The following is a 17168-nucleotide window of genomic DNA, read 5'->3' as shown; positions in this document are numbered from 1 at the left end:
AGGATGGATCTAACCCGAAAACTGAAAGTGATATCAGTCGTTACTTCAGTGAAGCGATGATGCCCTCTCAACAGGAAACGTTGGGGCAAATTGTGGTGGAGATTCTGCGTTCGGGTAAAAATATTAACCGCAAGGCGATCTGTTCTAAGCTGCTCAGGCGTCTTGAACTGGCCTCTGATGCCGGACAGGAAAAACATTATCACGAATTGATAGGTATGTTATTTGGCCGTGAGGACTGAGTTTCAAAGCCTGGATGATGATTACCAGACGTCCTAACTTTTCTGCTCGGCCTGGCCTGCTTTCCCGCCTGGCCCTTTGATCGGCGGTGGTTGATAAACCTGCTGCCTCCCAGGGTTGCATCCGGGAACTGTGGCTATTTATGCGCCCACATCACTGATACAGAGAAGCTGGTATGTACAGAAACGACGATGAAAAACTGATCGATATAGTACTGGGCGAGGCCGTGCTGGTGCTGTTAAAAACGGATGCTACTATCAATAACGCCGCGCTGATCCGTCAGCTGCAGGCGATGGCCGCCGTGGAAAAAAGTGCTGCCAGGCACCGCGCCTGTAAACAGGCCATTATTGATGTCAGAAATAATATAAAAACGGGTAACAATCGCTATACCCACGAAATCCGTGACGTGGATAATGTGACGCACCTTTTTACCAGTGAAGGTCCGCCAGACGGTACCAAAAAACATTGAGTCAATTCAGGTGGGGTGATCCCGCCCTTTTTAAAGGCGAATACTATGCAGCAGCACTCTTCAGAGCCGGGCATCCTTGAGCATTTTCAGGGAGAAGGTGATTTACTGGCTCAGGAAACCAAAGTTATTGGCGCCGTTATCAGAGAAATTGCGGCTGCCGGTGGGTATGTGACAAACAAAGCCATTATTCTGAAGCTGATTGAAAAGCTGGAACATACCTCTGATGTCGTGCAGCTGGATGTGTTCCGCCAGGCGCTGGAAATTGTGGTTGCCCGTACCCCTGACGACGCATAACGTTTCACAGAATGCACCAGGCAGCGTTGCGCTTCGATTGACGCCAGGCAGCAGGACGCAACAGCCTGGGCTTGCTGCCTGGCGCATCTGAAAACGGGGTGGAACAGAGGTTATTGAAAGCGGTCTATTAACGATCGGAAAGCGCGCTGAATAGCAGCCTTCATCTGTTCGTCGGTGGTTTGTGCGCTGTGGATCTGTAATCGAATTAAGATGTTATGTCGTCCTACCGGTTCGCCGCTTTCCAGCAGCTCTGCCACGGCTCTGCCGATGAGGGCACAGATTTCTGAAGAATACGCCTGCTCTGTTTTGGGCACTCTCTTCCCTCTTTGAACTGTACCTGTCAACAGACTATCACAGCCCGCCGCAGTGGGTATACTTTTGCTGTATATTTAGCCTGGTGCGCCCGCATCAAAAGCACAGCCGTCTGAATCCCCAAATAAAAAAAGCCCGCCGAAGCGAGCTTGATCCTGCATGCAAAGCGATATTATAGCTTGCCAGCGTTTTCAGACAGGTACTTCGCTACGCCGTCCGGAGACGCGCCCATACCTTCTTTGCCTTTTTCCCACTGAGCCGGGCACACTTCGCCGTGCTCTTCGTGGAACTGCAGCGCGTCAACCATACGCAGCATTTCATCAACGTTACGGCCCAGCGGCAGATCGTTAACTACCTGGTGGCGAACCACACCGGCTTTGTCGATCAGGAAAGAGCCGCGCAGCGCAACGCCTGCATCCGGATGCTCAATGCCGTAGGCTTTCTGGATTTCACGTTTGATATCCGCAACCATCGCGTATTTTACTTCGCCGATGCCGCCTTTATCGATAGGGGTTTTACGCCATGCGTTGTGAACGAACTCGGAGTCGAAAGAGACGCCAACCACTTCCACGCCGCGCTTCTGGAATTCTTCATAACGCTTATCGAAAGCGATCAGCTCAGAAGGGCAAACAAAAGTGAAGTCCATTGGCCAAAAGAACACAACGGTGGCTTTACCAGCGGTGTGTTTTTTAAAGTTGAAATTTTCTACGATTTCACCGTTGCCCAGCACGGCTGCGGCGGTGAAATCAGGGGCCTGACGAGTTACGAGAACCATGGTCACTCCTGTAAAGAGACATTAAGGGAAACGGCCGCCAGTATGAGGCGACATAGCCTGGCAAACCAGCGCTAAGCGCCGATTTCTCTGATAGTTTACACCTATCAAAAAGCGTTTTTATTCAATATGTTCACCACCATAACCTTTTTCAGCAAAAGGGCAAGCGCGACTAGAGCAACTGCTGACGGGCTTTCGCCATCATTTGTGGATAAAACTGCCGGAAAATAGACTCAAACTGCTGATAATTATCGGTAAAGTCCTGATAACAGTCTGCCAGGGCTATCAGGCGAGGACGGCGGCTGGCCATTCCACTCAGGACATTTTGCAAATAGAGCGCCTGCGCGTATTTTTCCATCCATCGATCCGTCCACAGATAGCGATTCAGGTTCTGAAAGCGCTCTGGCGTCGTGGCAAGATGCGGGCCTATCTCGGCTTGCGCCCGGCGTAAAAAATCCGGTAGCGCCGTTTCCGGTACGATCTCATCCCAGTGGCGGGATAAAAAGTGATCCCAAATAACGTCCAGTGCGATAGGTGAGACACGGTAAGTTTCCGGACGGAAAAATCCACGTGCGACACGGACTTCCGGCAGGGCGTCGGTCATGACGTCAATACGTCGGTGCAGCAAAATACCGGCGGCAACGTTATCGGGCCAGACGTCACGTGGATTGCCGCGCACAAAGTCGGCCATCAGGTTGCCCAGCAGGGAGCTGTCAGCCAGCTGAGCCAGGTGAAGGTGAGCGAGAAAGTTCATCGCGGCAGTATATCGGCTTCTGCCGCGTCGGGATACTGCTGATAGCGCCGGACAAAGCGCTACACGCTTGTTGGCGGACGGTTTAACCGATAGATGCGGCGAATGGTTCAGAATTGGCGGGTTTTCAGCTAGAATGTGCGCCCTGATTTCCCTGACTGTGAATGACCATGCGCGTTGCCGATTTTTCTTTTGAGTTGCCCGAATCTTTGATTGCCCACTACCCGCAGGCCCAGCGCAGCGGATGCCGTCTGCTGTGCCTTAACGGGCCGGACGGCGAGCTGACCCATGGGGTGTTCACCGATTTACTGGATTTGCTCAATCCGGGTGACCTGCTGGTTTTTAACAATACGCGCGTGATCCCGGCGCGTATCTTCGGGCGCAAAGCCAGCGGCGGCAAAATCGAAGTACTGGTCGAGCGAATGCTGGATGAGCATCGCGTGCTGGCGCATATCCGCGCATCTAAAGCGCCTAAAGCGGGTGCCGAACTGCTGCTTGGCGACGACGAAAGCGTTAAGGCGACCATGGTTGCCCGTCATGATGCGCTCTTTGAACTGCATTTTGACGACGAGCGCGCCGTGCTGGATATTTTGGATGCCGTTGGCCATATGCCGCTGCCGCCTTATATCGACCGTCCTGATGAAGACGCCGACCGTGAACTCTATCAGACCGTTTACAGCGAGCGTCCTGGCGCGGTAGCGGCCCCAACCGCAGGCCTGCATTTTGACGAACCTATGCTGGAAGCGCTGCGGGCGAAAGGTATTGAAACCGCTTTCGTGACCCTCCACGTCGGCGCGGGCACTTTCCAGCCGGTGCGTGTGGACAGCATCGAAGATCATATTATGCACGCTGAGTATGCTGAAGTTCCGCAGGAAGTTGTGGACGCGGTACTGGCCTGTAAAGCACGCGGCAACCGCGTCGTTGCCGTAGGGACAACATCGGTTCGTTCGCTGGAAAGCGCGGCGGCAGCGGCCAAAGACGCCCTGATTGCGCCTTTCTTCGACGACACCAAAATCTTTATCTACCCCGGCTATGAGTATCAGGTTATTGATGCGCTGGTCACCAATTTCCATCTGCCGGAATCCACGCTGATCATGCTGGTTTCCGCTTTTGCAGGCTACCGTCATACCATGCACGCTTACCAGCAGGCGGTAGCGGAGCAGTACCGCTTCTTTAGCTATGGCGACGCGATGTTTATTACCCGTAATCCGCAGGCAATAAACGAGCAGGTCGGCAAGTAAGACAATAACCGGATTTGACCGGTTGCGATGCCTGCCCCTGACCAGGGCGCAGGTCAACTCTTAAGCATCAGACTGTTTCTCTGATGGAGGCAACGTGAAGTTTGAATTAGATACTACTGATGGGCGCGCGCGCCGTGGCCGTCTGGTTTTCGATCGTGGCGTGGTGGAAACCCCGGCCTTTATGCCTGTAGGCACCTACGGCACTGTTAAAGGCATGACGCCGGAGGAAGTGCAGGATACCGGCGCCCAGATCATCCTCGGCAATACTTTTCACCTGTGGCTGCGTCCGGGCCAGGAAATTATGAAGCTGCATGGCGACCTGCACGACTTCATGCAGTGGAAAGGACCGATCCTGACCGATTCAGGCGGCTTCCAGGTGTTCAGCCTGGGGGATATCCGTAAAATCACCGAAGCGGGCGTGCACTTCCGTAACCCGATTAACGGCGACAAGATCTTCCTGGATCCCGAAAAGTCGATGGAGATCCAGTACGATCTGGGTTCCGATATCGTCATGATTTTCGACGAATGTACGCCTTATCCGGCCGACTGGGATTACGCCAAACGTTCGATGGAGATGTCGTTGCGTTGGGCGCAGCGCAGTCGCGATCGCTTTGATTCGCTTGGGAATAAAAACTCGCTGTTCGGGATTATTCAGGGCGGTGTTTACGAAGATTTACGAGATGTCTCCGTAAAAGGGCTGGTAGAGATTGGCTTTGATGGTTACGCTGTGGGCGGCCTGGCGGTCGGTGAACCGAAAGAGGACATGCACCGCATTCTGGAGCACGTCTGTCCGCAGATCCCCGAGGACAAACCGCGCTATCTGATGGGCGTCGGCAAACCAGAAGACCTGGTAGAAGGCGTGCGTCGCGGCATTGACATGTTTGACTGCGTGATGCCTACGCGCAACGCCCGTAACGGCCACCTGTTTGTGACCGACGGCGTGGTAAAAATCCGTAACGCGAAATATAAAGATGATACGGCGCCGCTGGATGCAGAGTGCGATTGCTACACCTGTCGCAATTACAGCCGCGCTTACCTGTATCATCTGGATCGTTGCAACGAGATACTGGGTGCACGTCTTAACACTATTCATAACCTGCGTTATTACCAGCGCCTGATGGCGGGTTTACGTAAGGCAATTGAAGAGGGTAAATTAGAGCACTTCGTTAGCGAATTCTATGCACGGACGGGCAAAGCGGTTCCGCCGTTAAACGTCTGATAATTAATCAAAGAGGGAAAATTAATGAGCTTGTTCATTTCTGATGCAGTGGCTGCTGCTGGTGCGCCAGCACAGGGAAGCCCGTATTCGCTGGTGATTATGCTGGTGGTTTTTGGTCTGATTTTCTATTTCATGATCCTGCGCCCACAGCAGAAACGCGGTAAAGAGCATAAGAAACTCATGGACTCCATTTCCAAAGGCGACGAAGTGCTGACCACCGGCGGTCTGGTCGGACGCGTAACCAAAGTCGCGGATACCGGCTATGTTGCTATCGCACTGAACGAGACGACGGAAGTTGTGGTCAAACGTGATTTCGTGGCTGCCGTTCTGCCGAAAGGTACGATGAAGGCGCTGTAATTTTTTGTTTTCCCTAAGGGAACTGCCGTGTTAAACCGTTATCCTTTGTGGAAGTACATCATGCTGATCGTCGTGCTTATCGTCGGTCTGCTCTATGCGCTTCCCAACCTGTATGGTGAGGATCCGGCTGTTCAGATCACCGGCGCGCGCGGAAGCGCCGCCAGTGAACAGACGCTGAATCAGATCCAGAGTGTTTTAAAAGAAGAGAATATCCAGAGCAAATCCCTTGCGCTGGAAAACGGCGCTATCATGGCGCGCTTCGCTAACGGCGACGTGCAGCTGCGTGCGCGTGACGCTATTATCAAAACGTTAGGCGAAGACTACGTGGTCGCGCTTAACCTTGCCCCGGCCACGCCACGCTGGCTGAGCCTGCTGGCCGCAGAACCGATGAAACTCGGTCTCGATCTGCGCGGCGGCGTGCACTTCCTGATGGAAGTTGATATGGATACTGCCCTGAGCAAGCTTCAGGAACAGAATATTGACAACCTCAGAAGCGATCTGCGCGACAAAAATATCCCCTACACCAACGTGCGCAAGACCGATAACTACGGTCTGGAAATCCGTTTCCGTGACGCGCAGGCGCGCGACGACGCCGTCAGTTATCTGACCGGCCGTCATCGCGATCTGGTGATCAACACCAGCGGCAGTAATCTGCTGCGTGCGGTCATGTCAGACGACCGCCTGCGAGAAGCCCGGGAGTATGCGGTACAGCAGAACATCACTATCCTGCGTAACCGTGTGAACCAGCTGGGTGTGGCCGAGCCGCTGGTACAGCGTCAGGGCACCGACCGAATCGTGGTTGAGCTGCCGGGTATTCAGGACACCGCGCGCGCAAAAGAGATTCTGGGGGCAACTGCCACGCTGGAATTCCGTCTGGTTAACACTTACGTTGATCCTACCGCTGCCGCTAACGGCCGCGTACCGGGCGATTCAGAAGTGAAAAATACCCGCGACGGCCAGCCGGTTACGCTGTACAAGCGCGTTATCCTGACCGGTGACCATATAACTGACTCTACGTCGAGCATGGATGAGTACAACCAGGCACAGGTAAATATCTCGCTGGACAGCGCGGGCGGCAATATCATGTCCAACTTCACTAAGGATAATATCAATAAGCCGATGGCGACGCTGTTTGTTGAGTACAAAGACAGCGGTAAGAAAGACGCCAACGGTCGCGCTATCCTGGCGAAGCAGGAAGAAGTGATTAACGTTGCCAATATCCAGTCCCGACTGGGTAACAGCTTCCGCATCACCGGTATTAGCAATCCGAACGAAGCACGTCAGCTGTCGCTGCTGCTCCGTGCAGGCGCGCTGATTGCGCCAATCCAGATTGTGGAAGAACGCACCATTGGTCCAACCATGGGCGCGCAAAACATTACTCAGGGTCTGCAAGCCTGTCTGTGGGGCCTGATCGCCTCTATCGTGTTTATGGTGGTTTACTACCGTAAGTTCGGGGTGATTGCGACCACCGCGCTGGTGGCCAACCTGGTGCTGATTGTGGGGATTATGTCCCTGCTGCCTGGCGCCACGCTGACCATGCCGGGTATTGCCGGTATCGTGCTGACGCTGGCGGTAGCCGTTGATGCTAACGTGCTGATTAACGAGCGTATCAAGGAAGAGCTGAAGAACGGACGTTCCGTTCAGCAGGCTATCCATGAAGGCTACAGCGGCGCGTTTTCCAGTATCATCGACGCCAACGTCACCACGCTTATCACGGCTATTATCCTTTATGCTGTCGGTACGGGATCCATTAAGGGCTTTGCTATCACCACGGCAATCGGTGTAGTGACCTCTATGTTTACCGCTATTGTCGGTACCCGCGCCATCGTCAACCTGCTGTACGGCGGTAAACGCATCAACAAGCTGTCTATTTGAGGAGTGCGTTGTGGCACAGGACTATAGCGTTGAACAACTGAACTACGGCCGTAAAGTCCACGACTTTATGCGCTGGGACAAGCTGGCCTTTACTCTTTCCGGCCTGCTGCTGATCGCCTCTTTTGCGATCATGGGTTTGAAAGGATTTAACTGGGGACTGGATTTCACCGGCGGTACGGTGATTGAAATTACCCTGGAGAAACCGGCCGAGCTGGATAATCTGCGCGGTGCGCTGGAGAAAGCGGGCTTTACCGATCCGCAGGTGCAGAATTTCGGCAGTAGCCGTGATGTGCTGGTGCGGATGTCGCCACACGAAGGCAATGCGGGCCAGGAACTGGGCAGCAAGGTTGTCAGCATCATTAACCAGGCAACGGCGCAGAACGGCACCGTGAAGCGCATTGAGTTTGTTGGCCCAAGCGTGGGCAGCGATCTGGCGCAGACCGGCGGCATGGCGCTGCTGGTAGCGCTGATCGCCATCCTGGTGTACGTCGGTTTCCGCTTTGAGTGGCGACTGGCGTTAGGCGCCGTGCTGGCGCTGGCGCACGACGTGATCATTACCATGGGCATTCTCTCTCTGTTCCATATTGAGATTGATTTGACCATTGTTGCGTCGCTGATGTCGGTTATTGGCTACTCGCTGAACGACAGCATTGTGGTGTCGGACCGTATTCGTGAGAACTTCCGCAAGATCCGTCGCGGTACGCCTTACGAAATTTTCAACGTCTCGCTGACGCAGACGCTGAGCCGAACCATCATGACTTCCGCCACCACGCTGGTGGTGGTACTGATGCTGTTTATCTTCGGCGGTGCGCTGCTGGAAGGCTTCTCGCTGACCATGCTGATCGGGGTTTCCATCGGCACAATTTCATCTATCTATGTGGCTTCGGCGCTGGCGCTGAAACTGGGGATGAAACGTGAGCATCTGATCCAGCAGAAAGTGGAGAAAGAGGGCGCCGATCAACCTTCGATTATGCCTTAAGCTTTTCGCTGTATAAAAAAAAGCGCCGCATTTGCGGCGCTTTTTTTATGGCTTCGTCTGGCCCATCAAATCGTGCACGCGCACGTAGCCCAGCTGCTCCGGTGGCAGGTTGCTCAAGCGCAGCGGTACCGTGACTTCGCTACGAGGCAGCAGTGAGGCCGCCACGCTGAAGGTCTGGCTCTGGCTGTTCACCTGAAGCGGTTTACCGCTAGTCGGATCCAACTCGCCCCATTCTACCGTCGCGGTAAAGGCAGGCAGCGTATTGTCTCCGGCAGAACGGATATGCAGCATTGCCCGCGTGCCGTTGGCTTCACTTTCAATATGGCTCAGCGACAGCCTGACCTCACCCAACTGGCTTTGCAGCGGCACGGCCGTGTTAGTGGCCGGCAGCAGCCAGGCCCCCTGGGTAGAGCTGCTGTTGAGCATATTCTGCCGCGTAAGTGCCGTTGCCTGCTCGGTAAGCTGTTGCATCTCATTGTTGAGCTTGCCAACCTCATTATGCAGCTTAGCGATTTGTGGCTGCTGCGGGGAGGCGCAGCTTGCCAGCAGAGCCAGCAGGGGCAGCAGCGTAGCCTTTTTCAGATATCCGGCCATAGATGCCTACTGAGGGATACGTAAAGTCTGACCCGGGTAGATCTTATTCGGGTCGGAGAGCATAGGTTTATTAGCCTCGAAGATTTGATTGTACTTGTTCGGATCGCCGTACACTTCTTTCGAGATGGCGCTAAGCGTGTCGCCTTTTTTCACCGTATAGAATTTCGCTTCGGTTGCGGCTTCCGCTACTTTCACATTGTCTTCAACGTGAGTAATCCCCGCGACGTTACCGGCCGCTACCAGGATTTTCTCTTTCAGTTCCTGAGAAATACTGTCACCGCTAATGCTGGCCTTATCGCCATCCACCTTAACGTCAACCTTCTCGCTGCCAGGCAGGCCCAGCTTGTGGATATACTCTTTCAGCTTCGCGCTTTGGTCTTCGCCAGCATCGCTTACCGAATCCCAAAGTTTCTCGCCCGCTTCTTTTACAAAGTTAAATAAACCCATATATCCTCCGGTTAATCCCTGTTTTATAAAAAGTTACGCCAGAGCGTTCTGTCATTATAGCGGAAGAACGGGCAGATACCTGGTCAGGCACCAGGCAAAGCGATCCGGCAGGGGAAAGAAAGGCAAAAGGGCGGCCTGATATTTTGTTGCTCGCCACTTCGCGCTACACTGTGCTCACTTTTCCAGGATCCAGGAATTATCATGCATTGCCCGTTCTGTTCTGCTGTGGATACCAAAGTCATCGATTCCCGCCTGGTGGGGGAGGGAACCTCGGTGCGCCGTCGCCGTCAGTGCCTGGTGTGCCATGAACGCTTTACCACCTTTGAAGTGGCCGAGCTGGTGATGCCGCGGGTGGTGAAAAGCAATGATATTCGTGAACCCTTCAATGAAGACAAGCTTTGCAGCGGGATCATGAAGGCGCTGGAGAAGCGGCCAGTCAGCTCGGATGATGTTGAAAATGCCGTCAGCCATATCAAAAGCAAGCTGCGATCCACGGGCGAGCGCGAAGTGCCCAGCAAAATGATCGGTAACCTGGTGATGGATGAGCTGAAAAAACTGGATAAGGTGGCCTATATTCGCTTTGCCTCGGTCTACCGCAGCTTTGAAGATATCCGCGAATTCGGCGAAGAAATCGCCCGCTTACAGGATTAAGGCATGGATGAAATCTATATGGCTCGCGCACTTGAACTGGCCAGGCGCGGGCGCTTTACTACCACACCTAATCCGAACGTAGGTTGCGTTATCGTACGGGACGGAGAAATTGTCGGCGAAGGCTACCATTTTCGGGCTGGCGAACCCCATGCAGAAGTCCATGCATTGCGGATGGCGGGCGATAAAGCGCGCGGCGCTACGGCTTACGTCACGCTGGAGCCCTGTAGCCATCATGGACGCACGCCACCCTGCTGCGAGGCGCTGATCGCCGCTGGGGTCGCTCGTGTTGTTGCCGCCATGCAGGATCCCAACCCCGAAGTGGCGGGACGGGGGCTTTATCGTTTGCAGCAGGCCGGCATTGCCGTCAGCCACGGGTTGATGATGCAGGAAGCGGAAGCGCTGAATCGTGGCTTTCTTAAGCGGATGCGCACCGGCTTCCCGTGGGTGCAGCTGAAGTTGGGCGCCTCGCTGGACGGCCGTACGGCGATGGCAAGCGGCGAAAGCCAGTGGATTACCTCGCCGGAAGCACGGCGCGACGTGCAGCGCCTGCGGGCGCAAAGCTCGGCCATTCTGACTACCAGCGCAACGGTGCTGGCTGACGATCCGTCCCTGACCGTGCGCTGGGACGAGTTAAATCAGGATGTACAGGCAGTCTGTACGCAGCAGGATTTGCGCCAGCCGGTCAGAGTGGTTATTGACAGCCACAACCGCGTTACGCCGCAGCACCGATTGATTGCTCAACCCGGTGAAACCTGGCTGGCGCGTCAGCAGGCCGACGAACTTAGCTGGCCCCGGAACGTTGAACAATTTTGTGTGCCGCGTCTTAATGAGCAAACCGATTTGGTTTCTTTGCTGATGCTGCTGGGACGCCGCCAGATCAACAGCGTCTGGGTAGAGGCCGGCGCGCAGCTGGCTGGTGCCCTGCTGAGCGCGGGCGTCGTCGATGAGCTAATTGTTTACCTTGCGCCTAAATTATTGGGCGATGCAGCACGCGGTTTGTGCCATCTGCCCGCTTTAGCACAACTTGCTGAAGCGCCAACGTTTATATTCAGCGATAGTCGTCAGGTTGGGCCAGATTTGCGTCTGACGCTGACGCCGCGATAGCGCTCTGCAGAAAAGCGGAAGCAGAGCGTTAAAGAGTGTGATAGAATCCGCCCCCCTGCGGGGCCATAACAAACCCTGAAAGGAAGATTATGAACGTTATTGAAGCTGCTGTTGCTACTCCTGACGCGCGCGTGGCCATTGTTATTGCGCGTTTCAACAACTTTATCAACGACAGCCTGCTGAGCGGTGCCCTTGATGCGCTGAAGCGTATCGGCCAGGTAAAAGATGAAAATATCACCGTTATCTGGGTACCGGGCGCCTACGAAATGCCAATGACGGCGCGTGCGCTGGCAAATGCCGGTAAACACGATGCGGTTGTGGCGCTGGGTACCGTTATCCGCGGTGGCACCGCTCACTTCGAATATGTTGCTGGCGAAGCCAGTTCTGGCCTGGCCAGCGTCGCCATGAACAGCGACATTCCGGTTGCCTTTGGTGTTCTGACCACAGAAAACATTGAGCAGGCCATTGAGCGCGCCGGAACCAAAGCGGGTAACAAAGGGGCGGAAGCCGCTCTGACCGCACTCGAAATGATTAACGTATTGAAAGCCATCAAAGCCTGATTTTAAGGGGAATTTTGTGAAACCTGCTGCTCGTCGCCGCGCCCGTGAATGTGCTGTCCAGGCGCTTTACTCCTGGCAGTTGTCCAAGAACGACATCTCTGATGTCGAATACCAGTTTCTGGCGGAGCAAGACGTCAAAGACGTTGATATCAGCTATTTCCGCGAGCTGCTGGGCGGCGTTGCGACCAACAGCGCGTACCTCGACGGCCTGATGAAGCCTTACCTTTCCCGCCAGCTGGAAGAGCTGGGTCAGGTAGAAAAGGCTATTCTGCGCATTTCGCTGTACGAACTGAGCAAGCGCTCCGACGTTCCCTATAAAGTCGCGATTAATGAGGGGATTGAGCTGGCGAAAGTGTTTGGCGCTGAAGACAGCCATAAATTCGTTAATGGCGTGCTGGATAAAGCCGCACCGCATATCCGCCCTAACAAGAAGTAATCCTTTCAGGCCGGTCTTATCCGGCCTTCTTCCTTTTTTCTGCTGGAACGCATTATGGCATGTGGCGAATTTGAACTTATCACGCGCTATTTTGATCGCATAACTAGCTCTCGTCGTGATGTAGAAAAAGGCATCGGCGATGACTGTGCTCTGCTAAACCTGCCCGAAAATCAGACCTTGGCGATCAGCACCGATACATTGGTAGCCGGTGTGCACTTCCTGCGCGACATCCATCCAGCCGATCTTGGCTATAAAGCGCTGGCGGTAAACCTCAGCGATTTGGCCGCCATGGGAGCCGATCCTGCCTGGCTGACGCTGGCACTGACGCTACCCGAGGTGAACGAGGCCTGGCTGAAAGAGTTCAGCGACAGCCTGTTTGAACTGCTGGATTATTACAACATGCAGCTGATCGGCGGCGATACCACGCGCGGACCGTTAAGCCTGACGCTTAGCATTCACGGTCTGGTGCCGCGGGGCAGGGCGTTAAAACGTTCAGGTGCTAAACCCGGCGACTGGATTTACGTGACCGGCACGCTGGGTGACAGTGCGGCAGGACTGGCGCTGTTGCAGCACCATATCAAAATCAACGATCCTGCCGCGCATGAGGCCCTGATTAAACGTCATTTGCGCCCGATGCCGCGTATTCTGCAGGGACAGGCGTTGCGCGATCTGGCCAGCGCCGCCATCGATATTTCCGATGGTTTGATCTCCGATCTCGGCCATATTTTGAAAGCCAGCGACTGCGGTGCTCGTCTGAATCTGGATGCGTTGCCGCTTTCAAGCGTGATGAAAAGCCACTTCGAGCCGGAGCAGGCGATCGCCTGGGCGCTGAGCGGCGGTGAAGATTATGAACTTTGCTTCACCGTCCCGGAAATAAATCGTGGCGCGTTGGATGTGGCTCTGGGACATTATGGCGTGCCTTTTACCTGCATTGGACAGCTGGCACCGCTGTCTGAAGGCCTGGTGCTGTTGGAAAACAACCGGCCTGTTGAGCGTAAACTAAAAGGATTTGATCACTTTGGATAAGCATGAAGCTAAAAAACGCCTGAAGATGAGCAATCCCTGGCACCTGCTGGCGACCGGTTTCGGCAGCGGGCTCAGCCCGGTGGTGCCCGGCACCATGGGCTCGCTGGCGGCAATCCCTTTCTGGTATCTGATGTCCTTTCTGCCGCAGGATATTTATTCCCTGCTGGTGATGTTCGGCATTTGCATTGGCGTTTATCTGTGCCATCGTACCGCGAAAGATATGGGGCTGCACGACCACGGCAGCATCGTCTGGGATGAGTTTATCGGCATGTGGATTACGCTGATGGCGATCCCTGTCAACAGCTGGCAGTGGGTGCTGGCCGGCTTTGTGATTTTCCGTATTTTGGATATGTGGAAGCCGTGGCCAATCCGCTGGTTTGACCGCAACGTACACGGCGGCATGGGGATTATGGTGGATGATATCGTCGCCGGTATTATTTCGGCCGGTATCCTCTATTACGCCGGACACTATCTGGCGCTCTAGTTTGTCAGCTGTGCATACTGTGTTGGCGTGAAGCCGGAAGCTCAGCCGTAAAAATGCCTGGAAAGGCATCCATGCCAGCTCGCGCCGCGGCGTTCATGTCGCGGCGCGCTATTTCCCCTGTTCAGCCCCGCGGCTTACTCAAAACCCACTATGCTGTGCGGCTGGTAAAGGCTTTCCAGATCGGCCACCTCTTCCTGCGTCAGCTCGATCTCAACCGCCTTAACCAAATCAGCCAGCTGCTCTGCGCGCGATGCGCCGATAATCGGAGCTGTCACCACCGGTTTAGCCAATAACCATGCCAGCGCGATCTGCGCACGACTTACGCCACGAGCTTCAGCGATAGCCGCCACGCGCTGCGCAATCGCGCCATCATTCTCTTCGGTTTTGGCATAGAGCGTGCTGCCATACTCATCGGAAGCGGTACGCGCCGTCGTTTCGCCCCACGGGCGCGTCAGGCGACCGCGCGCCAGTGGACTCCACGGCAGCACGGCGATATTTTCTGCCTGACAGAGCGGGTACATTTCACGCTCCTCTTCACGTTGGATCAGGTTGTACTGATCCTGCATGCTGACAAATCTTGTCCAGCCGTGGCGGTCCGCCGTATAGAGCGCTTTGGCAAACTGCCAGGCATACATAGAAGAGGCGCCGATATAGCGGGCTTTCCCGGCCTTTACCACGTCATGCAGCGCTTCCAGCGTCTCTTCCAGCGGCGTGTTGTAATCCCAGCGGTGGATTTGCAGCAAATCGACATAGTCGGTGCCCAGCCGGGTCAGACTGTCATCAATTGACTGCATAATATTAGCGCGCGCCAGGCCGCCGGAGAGATTACTCATCGGGAAATAGACTTTAGTGGCCAACACAATTTCGTCACGGCGCGCGTATGCTTTCAGGGCGCGGCCTACAATCTCTTCACTACTGCCGTCGGAATAGCTGTTAGCGGTGTCGAAAAAGTTAATGCCTGCATCCAGCGCCTGTTTAATGAGCGGACGGCTGCTCTCTTCGGGCAGGGTCCAGGCGTGACGACCGCGGTCGGGTTCGCCATAGGTCATGCAGCCCAGGCACAAACGGGATACGATCAGGTCGGTGTTGCCTAACGGAAGGGTTTTCATGCGTGCTCCTGCTGAGAATGAAAAGGCGCAAAGGCCTAAGCATAGCAGGTGACAGGCTCCCCGGAGGGGGAGCCACGTGCGGTATTACAGGGCCAGCCAGCGTGTGATCTGCTGTTCTATGCCTTCGGCATCCAGCAGATAATCGTGGCGGATCTCTTCCTGCGTGCCCTGCGGAATAAACTCATCCGGCAGACCGATATTCAACACCGGCACCAGGACGCGCTTAGCCATCAGCGCTTCAATCACGCCGCTGCCCGCGCCACCTTTGATCGCGCCTTCTTCCAGCGTGATCAGGGCTTCATGGCTGGCGGCCAGCTCAACGATCAGCGCTTCGTCCAGCGGCTTCACAAAGCGCATATCCACCAGCGTAGCGTTCAGCGCGTCCGCTACGGCCGCCGCTTCCGGCAACAGCGTACCGAAATTCAGGATCGCCAGCTTTTCACCCTCACGTTTCACTACGCCCTTGCCCAGAGGCAGGGACTGCAACGGTTCAAGTTCCGCGCCGGTTCCTGTCCCGCGAGGATAACGTACCGCGCTTGGGCCAGCGTGATGGTGATAGCCGGTATACAGCATCTGACGGCATTCGTTTTCGTCGCTTGGCGTCATGATCACCATATTCGGAATGCAGCGCAGGAACGAGATATCAAAAGCGCCCTGGTGCGTCTGGCCATCGGAGCCGACGATGCCGCCGCGATCGATAGCAAACAGTACCGGCAGCTTTTGGATCGCCACGTCGTGGATCAGCTGATCGTAGGCGCGCTGCAAAAACGTCGAATAAATGGCTACAACCGGCTTATAGCCACCAATCGCCAGCCCGGCGGCAAAGGTGACGGCGTGCTGTTCGGCAATCGCCACGTCAAAATACTGCGCCGGATAGTCGCGCGAGAAGCTGACCATTCCAGAGCCTTCACGCATAGCTGGCGTAACGGCCATCAGCTTGTTGTCACCGGCAGCGGTTTCGCTCAGCCACTGGCCGAAAATTTTTGAGTAGCTCGGCAGGCCTTCGACCGCTTTAGGCAGCAGACCGCTGGCCGGATCGAATTTGGGCACGGCGTGCCAGCTGATCGGGTCTTTCTCCGCCGGCGCGTAGCCTTTGCCTTTTTTGGTCATGATATGCAGAAACTGCGGCCCTTTCAGGTCACGCATGTTTTTCAGCGTCTGCACCAGCGTCAGCACGTCATGGCCATCGACCGGCCCTATATAGTTAAAGCCCAATTCTTCAAACAGCGTGCCGGGTACGACCATACCCTTCAGGTGCTCTTCGGTACGCCTGACCAACTCCTTAATCGGAGGGAGGCCGGTCAGCACTTTTTTGCTGCCTTCACGCAGACGTGAATAGGTTTTACCAGAGAGGATCTGCGCCAGGCGATTGTTTAGCGCGCCGACGTTTTCTGAAATCGACATCTCGTTGTCGTTCAGCACTACCAGCAGATCGGATTTGATATCGCCCGCATGGTTCATTGCTTCGAACGCCATACCTGCCGTGATGGCGCCATCGCCGATCACACAGGCAGTCCGGCGGCCTTTGCCCTCTTTTTCGGCGGCGACGGCCATGCCCAGCCCGGCGCTGATTGAGGTACTGGAATGGCCGACGTTCAGCACGTCATATTCGCTTTCATCACGCCATGGAAAAGGGTGCAGGCCGTTTTTCTGGCGGATAGTGCCGATGCGATCGCGGCGGCCGGTCAGAATTTTATGCGGATAGGCCTGATGGCCCACATCCCAGATCAAATGGTCGAAAGGGGTGTTGTAGACATAATGCAGGGCAACGGTCAGCTCTACCACGCCCAGGCCGGAGGCAAAGTGACCGCTGGAGCGGCTGACGCTGTCGAGTAAATACTGTCGTAGCTCATCACAGAGTTTTGGCAGGCTCTCTTTAGGAAGCGAACGTAATTCTTGTACCGAAGCGGCCAGCGCCAGCGTCGGATATTTTGCAGTATCAAAACTCATCAGAGACTCATTGTGGAAGTTATTTATTGCGTTCAATTATGTAACTTGCCAGCGCTTGTAGTGATGTTGTGTCAAAGCCTTGCGCGGCAAGTATTTCCAGTGCGCTGAGTGACTCCTGACAGAGCTCCCACGCTTTTGCCTGCGCGCGCTCGAGTCCCATCAAGGCCGGGTAGGTACTTTTTCCTAACTGCTGATCGGCTCCCTGCCGTTTGCCGATAATGGCGGTATCGCCCACCACATCTAAAATATCGTCCTGCACCTGAAACGCCAGGCCGATGGCATCGGCATAGCGATCGAGTAC

21 protein-coding genes are annotated in these 17168 nt (G+C 55.1%); 14 read left to right on the top strand and 7 right to left on the bottom strand.

Annotation, left to right across the window (positions count from 1 at the left end):
• The 3 genes from ycgZ to RTK32_RS07780 all read left to right on the top strand — a co-directional run.
• Positions 1–239: regulatory protein YcgZ (ycgZ, locus tag RTK32_RS07790; protein WP_312042895.1), on the top strand; the 239-nt coding region annotated here is incomplete at its 5' end.
• Positions 240–412: 173 nt separating this feature from the next.
• Positions 413–706, top strand: a complete 294-nt coding sequence (locus RTK32_RS07785; protein ID WP_253455080.1) for a hypothetical protein — start codon at positions 413–415, stop codon at positions 704–706.
• A 45-nt stretch (positions 707–751) separates the two neighbouring features.
• The gene (locus tag RTK32_RS07780; protein WP_312042894.1) at positions 752–1000 is read left to right on the top strand and encodes a biofilm/acid-resistance regulator YmgB/AriR; all 249 of its coding nucleotides are present in this window, start codon (positions 752–754) and stop codon (positions 998–1000) included.
• A 484-nt stretch (positions 1001–1484) separates the two neighbouring features.
• Here RTK32_RS07780 and RTK32_RS07775 read toward each other — a convergent pair whose 3' ends face one another.
• Positions 1485–2087 carry a peroxiredoxin C gene (locus RTK32_RS07775; protein ID WP_125288397.1) on the bottom strand — a complete coding sequence of 201 codons (603 nt, stop codon included), beginning with the start codon at positions 2085–2087 and terminating at the stop codon, positions 1485–1487.
• Between the two features lie 169 nt (positions 2088–2256).
• Positions 2257–2838, bottom strand: a complete 582-nt coding sequence (locus tag RTK32_RS07770; RefSeq protein WP_312042893.1) for an ACP phosphodiesterase — start codon at positions 2836–2838, stop codon at positions 2257–2259.
• A 167-nt stretch (positions 2839–3005) separates the two neighbouring features.
• Here RTK32_RS07770 and queA point away from each other — a divergent pair, with 167 nt between their 5' ends.
• The 5 genes from queA to secF all read left to right on the top strand — a co-directional run bounded on the left by queA (position 3006) and on the right by secF (position 8506).
• Positions 3006–4076, top strand: coding sequence for a tRNA preQ1(34) S-adenosylmethionine ribosyltransferase-isomerase QueA (gene queA, locus RTK32_RS07765; protein WP_312042896.1), 1071 nt, complete (start codon positions 3006–3008; stop codon positions 4074–4076).
• Between the two features lie 94 nt (positions 4077–4170).
• Positions 4171–5295 carry a tRNA guanosine(34) transglycosylase Tgt gene (tgt, locus tag RTK32_RS07760; RefSeq protein WP_312042892.1) on the top strand — a complete coding sequence of 375 codons (1125 nt, stop codon included), beginning with the start codon at positions 4171–4173 and terminating at the stop codon, positions 5293–5295.
• Between the two features lie 24 nt (positions 5296–5319).
• Positions 5320–5652, top strand: a complete 333-nt coding sequence (gene yajC / locus RTK32_RS07755) for a preprotein translocase subunit YajC (protein ID WP_312042891.1) — start codon at positions 5320–5322, stop codon at positions 5650–5652.
• 27 nt (positions 5653–5679) lie between these two features.
• Positions 5680–7527, top strand: coding sequence for a protein translocase subunit SecD (gene secD / locus RTK32_RS07750; protein ID WP_312042890.1), 1848 nt, complete (start codon positions 5680–5682; stop codon positions 7525–7527).
• A 10-nt stretch (positions 7528–7537) separates the two neighbouring features.
• Positions 7538–8506, top strand: a complete 969-nt coding sequence (gene secF / locus RTK32_RS07745; RefSeq protein ID WP_312042889.1) for a protein translocase subunit SecF — start codon at positions 7538–7540, stop codon at positions 8504–8506.
• A 45-nt stretch (positions 8507–8551) separates the two neighbouring features.
• Here the strand turns inward: secF and RTK32_RS07740 are convergent, their stop codons facing one another.
• Together RTK32_RS07740 and lysM are read right to left on the bottom strand one after the other, a co-directional pair.
• Entirely contained in the window at positions 8552–9100 is a 549-nt protein-coding gene (locus RTK32_RS07740) for a DUF3251 domain-containing protein (protein WP_312042888.1), read from the bottom strand.
• A 6-nt stretch (positions 9101–9106) separates the two neighbouring features.
• Positions 9107–9547 (bottom strand): peptidoglycan-binding protein LysM, encoded by a 441-nt coding sequence (gene lysM / locus RTK32_RS07735; RefSeq protein WP_312042887.1) that lies wholly within the window; start codon positions 9545–9547, stop codon positions 9107–9109.
• Positions 9548–9748: 201 nt separating this feature from the next.
• Between lysM and nrdR the strand changes: the two genes are divergently transcribed.
• The 6 genes from nrdR to pgpA all read left to right on the top strand — a co-directional run bounded on the left by nrdR (position 9749) and on the right by pgpA (position 13808).
• Positions 9749–10198, top strand: a complete 450-nt coding sequence (gene nrdR / locus RTK32_RS07730) for a transcriptional regulator NrdR (protein WP_125288405.1) — start codon at positions 9749–9751, stop codon at positions 10196–10198.
• A 3-nt stretch (positions 10199–10201) separates the two neighbouring features.
• Entirely contained in the window at positions 10202–11302 is a 1101-nt protein-coding gene (gene ribD / locus RTK32_RS07725; RefSeq protein ID WP_312042886.1) for a bifunctional diaminohydroxyphosphoribosylaminopyrimidine deaminase/5-amino-6-(5-phosphoribosylamino)uracil reductase RibD, read from the top strand.
• An 89-nt stretch (positions 11303–11391) separates the two neighbouring features.
• A complete protein-coding gene (gene ribE, locus RTK32_RS07720) occupies positions 11392–11862 on the top strand; it encodes a 6,7-dimethyl-8-ribityllumazine synthase (protein WP_246758528.1) in 471 nt (156 codons plus the stop codon).
• Between the two features lie 16 nt (positions 11863–11878).
• Complete coding sequence (gene nusB / locus RTK32_RS07715; protein WP_125288408.1) at positions 11879–12298, top strand: transcription antitermination factor NusB; 420 nt, start codon at positions 11879–11881, stop codon at positions 12296–12298.
• 54 nt (positions 12299–12352) lie between these two features.
• A complete protein-coding gene (thiL, locus tag RTK32_RS07710) occupies positions 12353–13324 on the top strand; it encodes a thiamine-phosphate kinase (protein ID WP_312042885.1) in 972 nt (323 codons plus the stop codon).
• On the top strand, positions 13308–13808 hold the full coding sequence (gene pgpA, locus RTK32_RS07705) for a phosphatidylglycerophosphatase A (RefSeq protein ID WP_312042884.1): 501 nt from the start codon (positions 13308–13310) through the stop codon (positions 13806–13808). Before thiL ends, pgpA begins: the two co-directional genes overlap by 17 nt.
• Before the next feature lie 134 nt (positions 13809–13942).
• On the opposite strand, the gene RTK32_RS07700 is transcribed toward pgpA, so the two are convergent.
• From RTK32_RS07700 to RTK32_RS07690, 3 genes are all read right to left on the bottom strand, one after another.
• Positions 13943–14917: an aldo/keto reductase gene (locus RTK32_RS07700; RefSeq protein WP_312042883.1), complete on the bottom strand. Its 975-nt coding sequence runs from the start codon at positions 14915–14917 to the stop codon at positions 13943–13945.
• An 84-nt stretch (positions 14918–15001) separates the two neighbouring features.
• Positions 15002–16867: a 1-deoxy-D-xylulose-5-phosphate synthase gene (gene dxs, locus RTK32_RS07695; protein WP_312042882.1), complete on the bottom strand. Its 1866-nt coding sequence runs from the start codon at positions 16865–16867 to the stop codon at positions 15002–15004.
• A 19-nt stretch (positions 16868–16886) separates the two neighbouring features.
• The coding region (locus RTK32_RS07690) for a polyprenyl synthetase family protein (RefSeq protein ID WP_312042881.1) at positions 16887–17168 on the bottom strand (282 nt) is incomplete at its 5' end.

It is taken from the genome of Erwinia sp. (genome assembly GCF_031978025.1).
Classification (GTDB): Bacteria; Pseudomonadota; Gammaproteobacteria; order Enterobacterales; family Enterobacteriaceae; genus Erwinia.
This window is presented reverse-complemented; position numbering and strand designations above follow the sequence as displayed.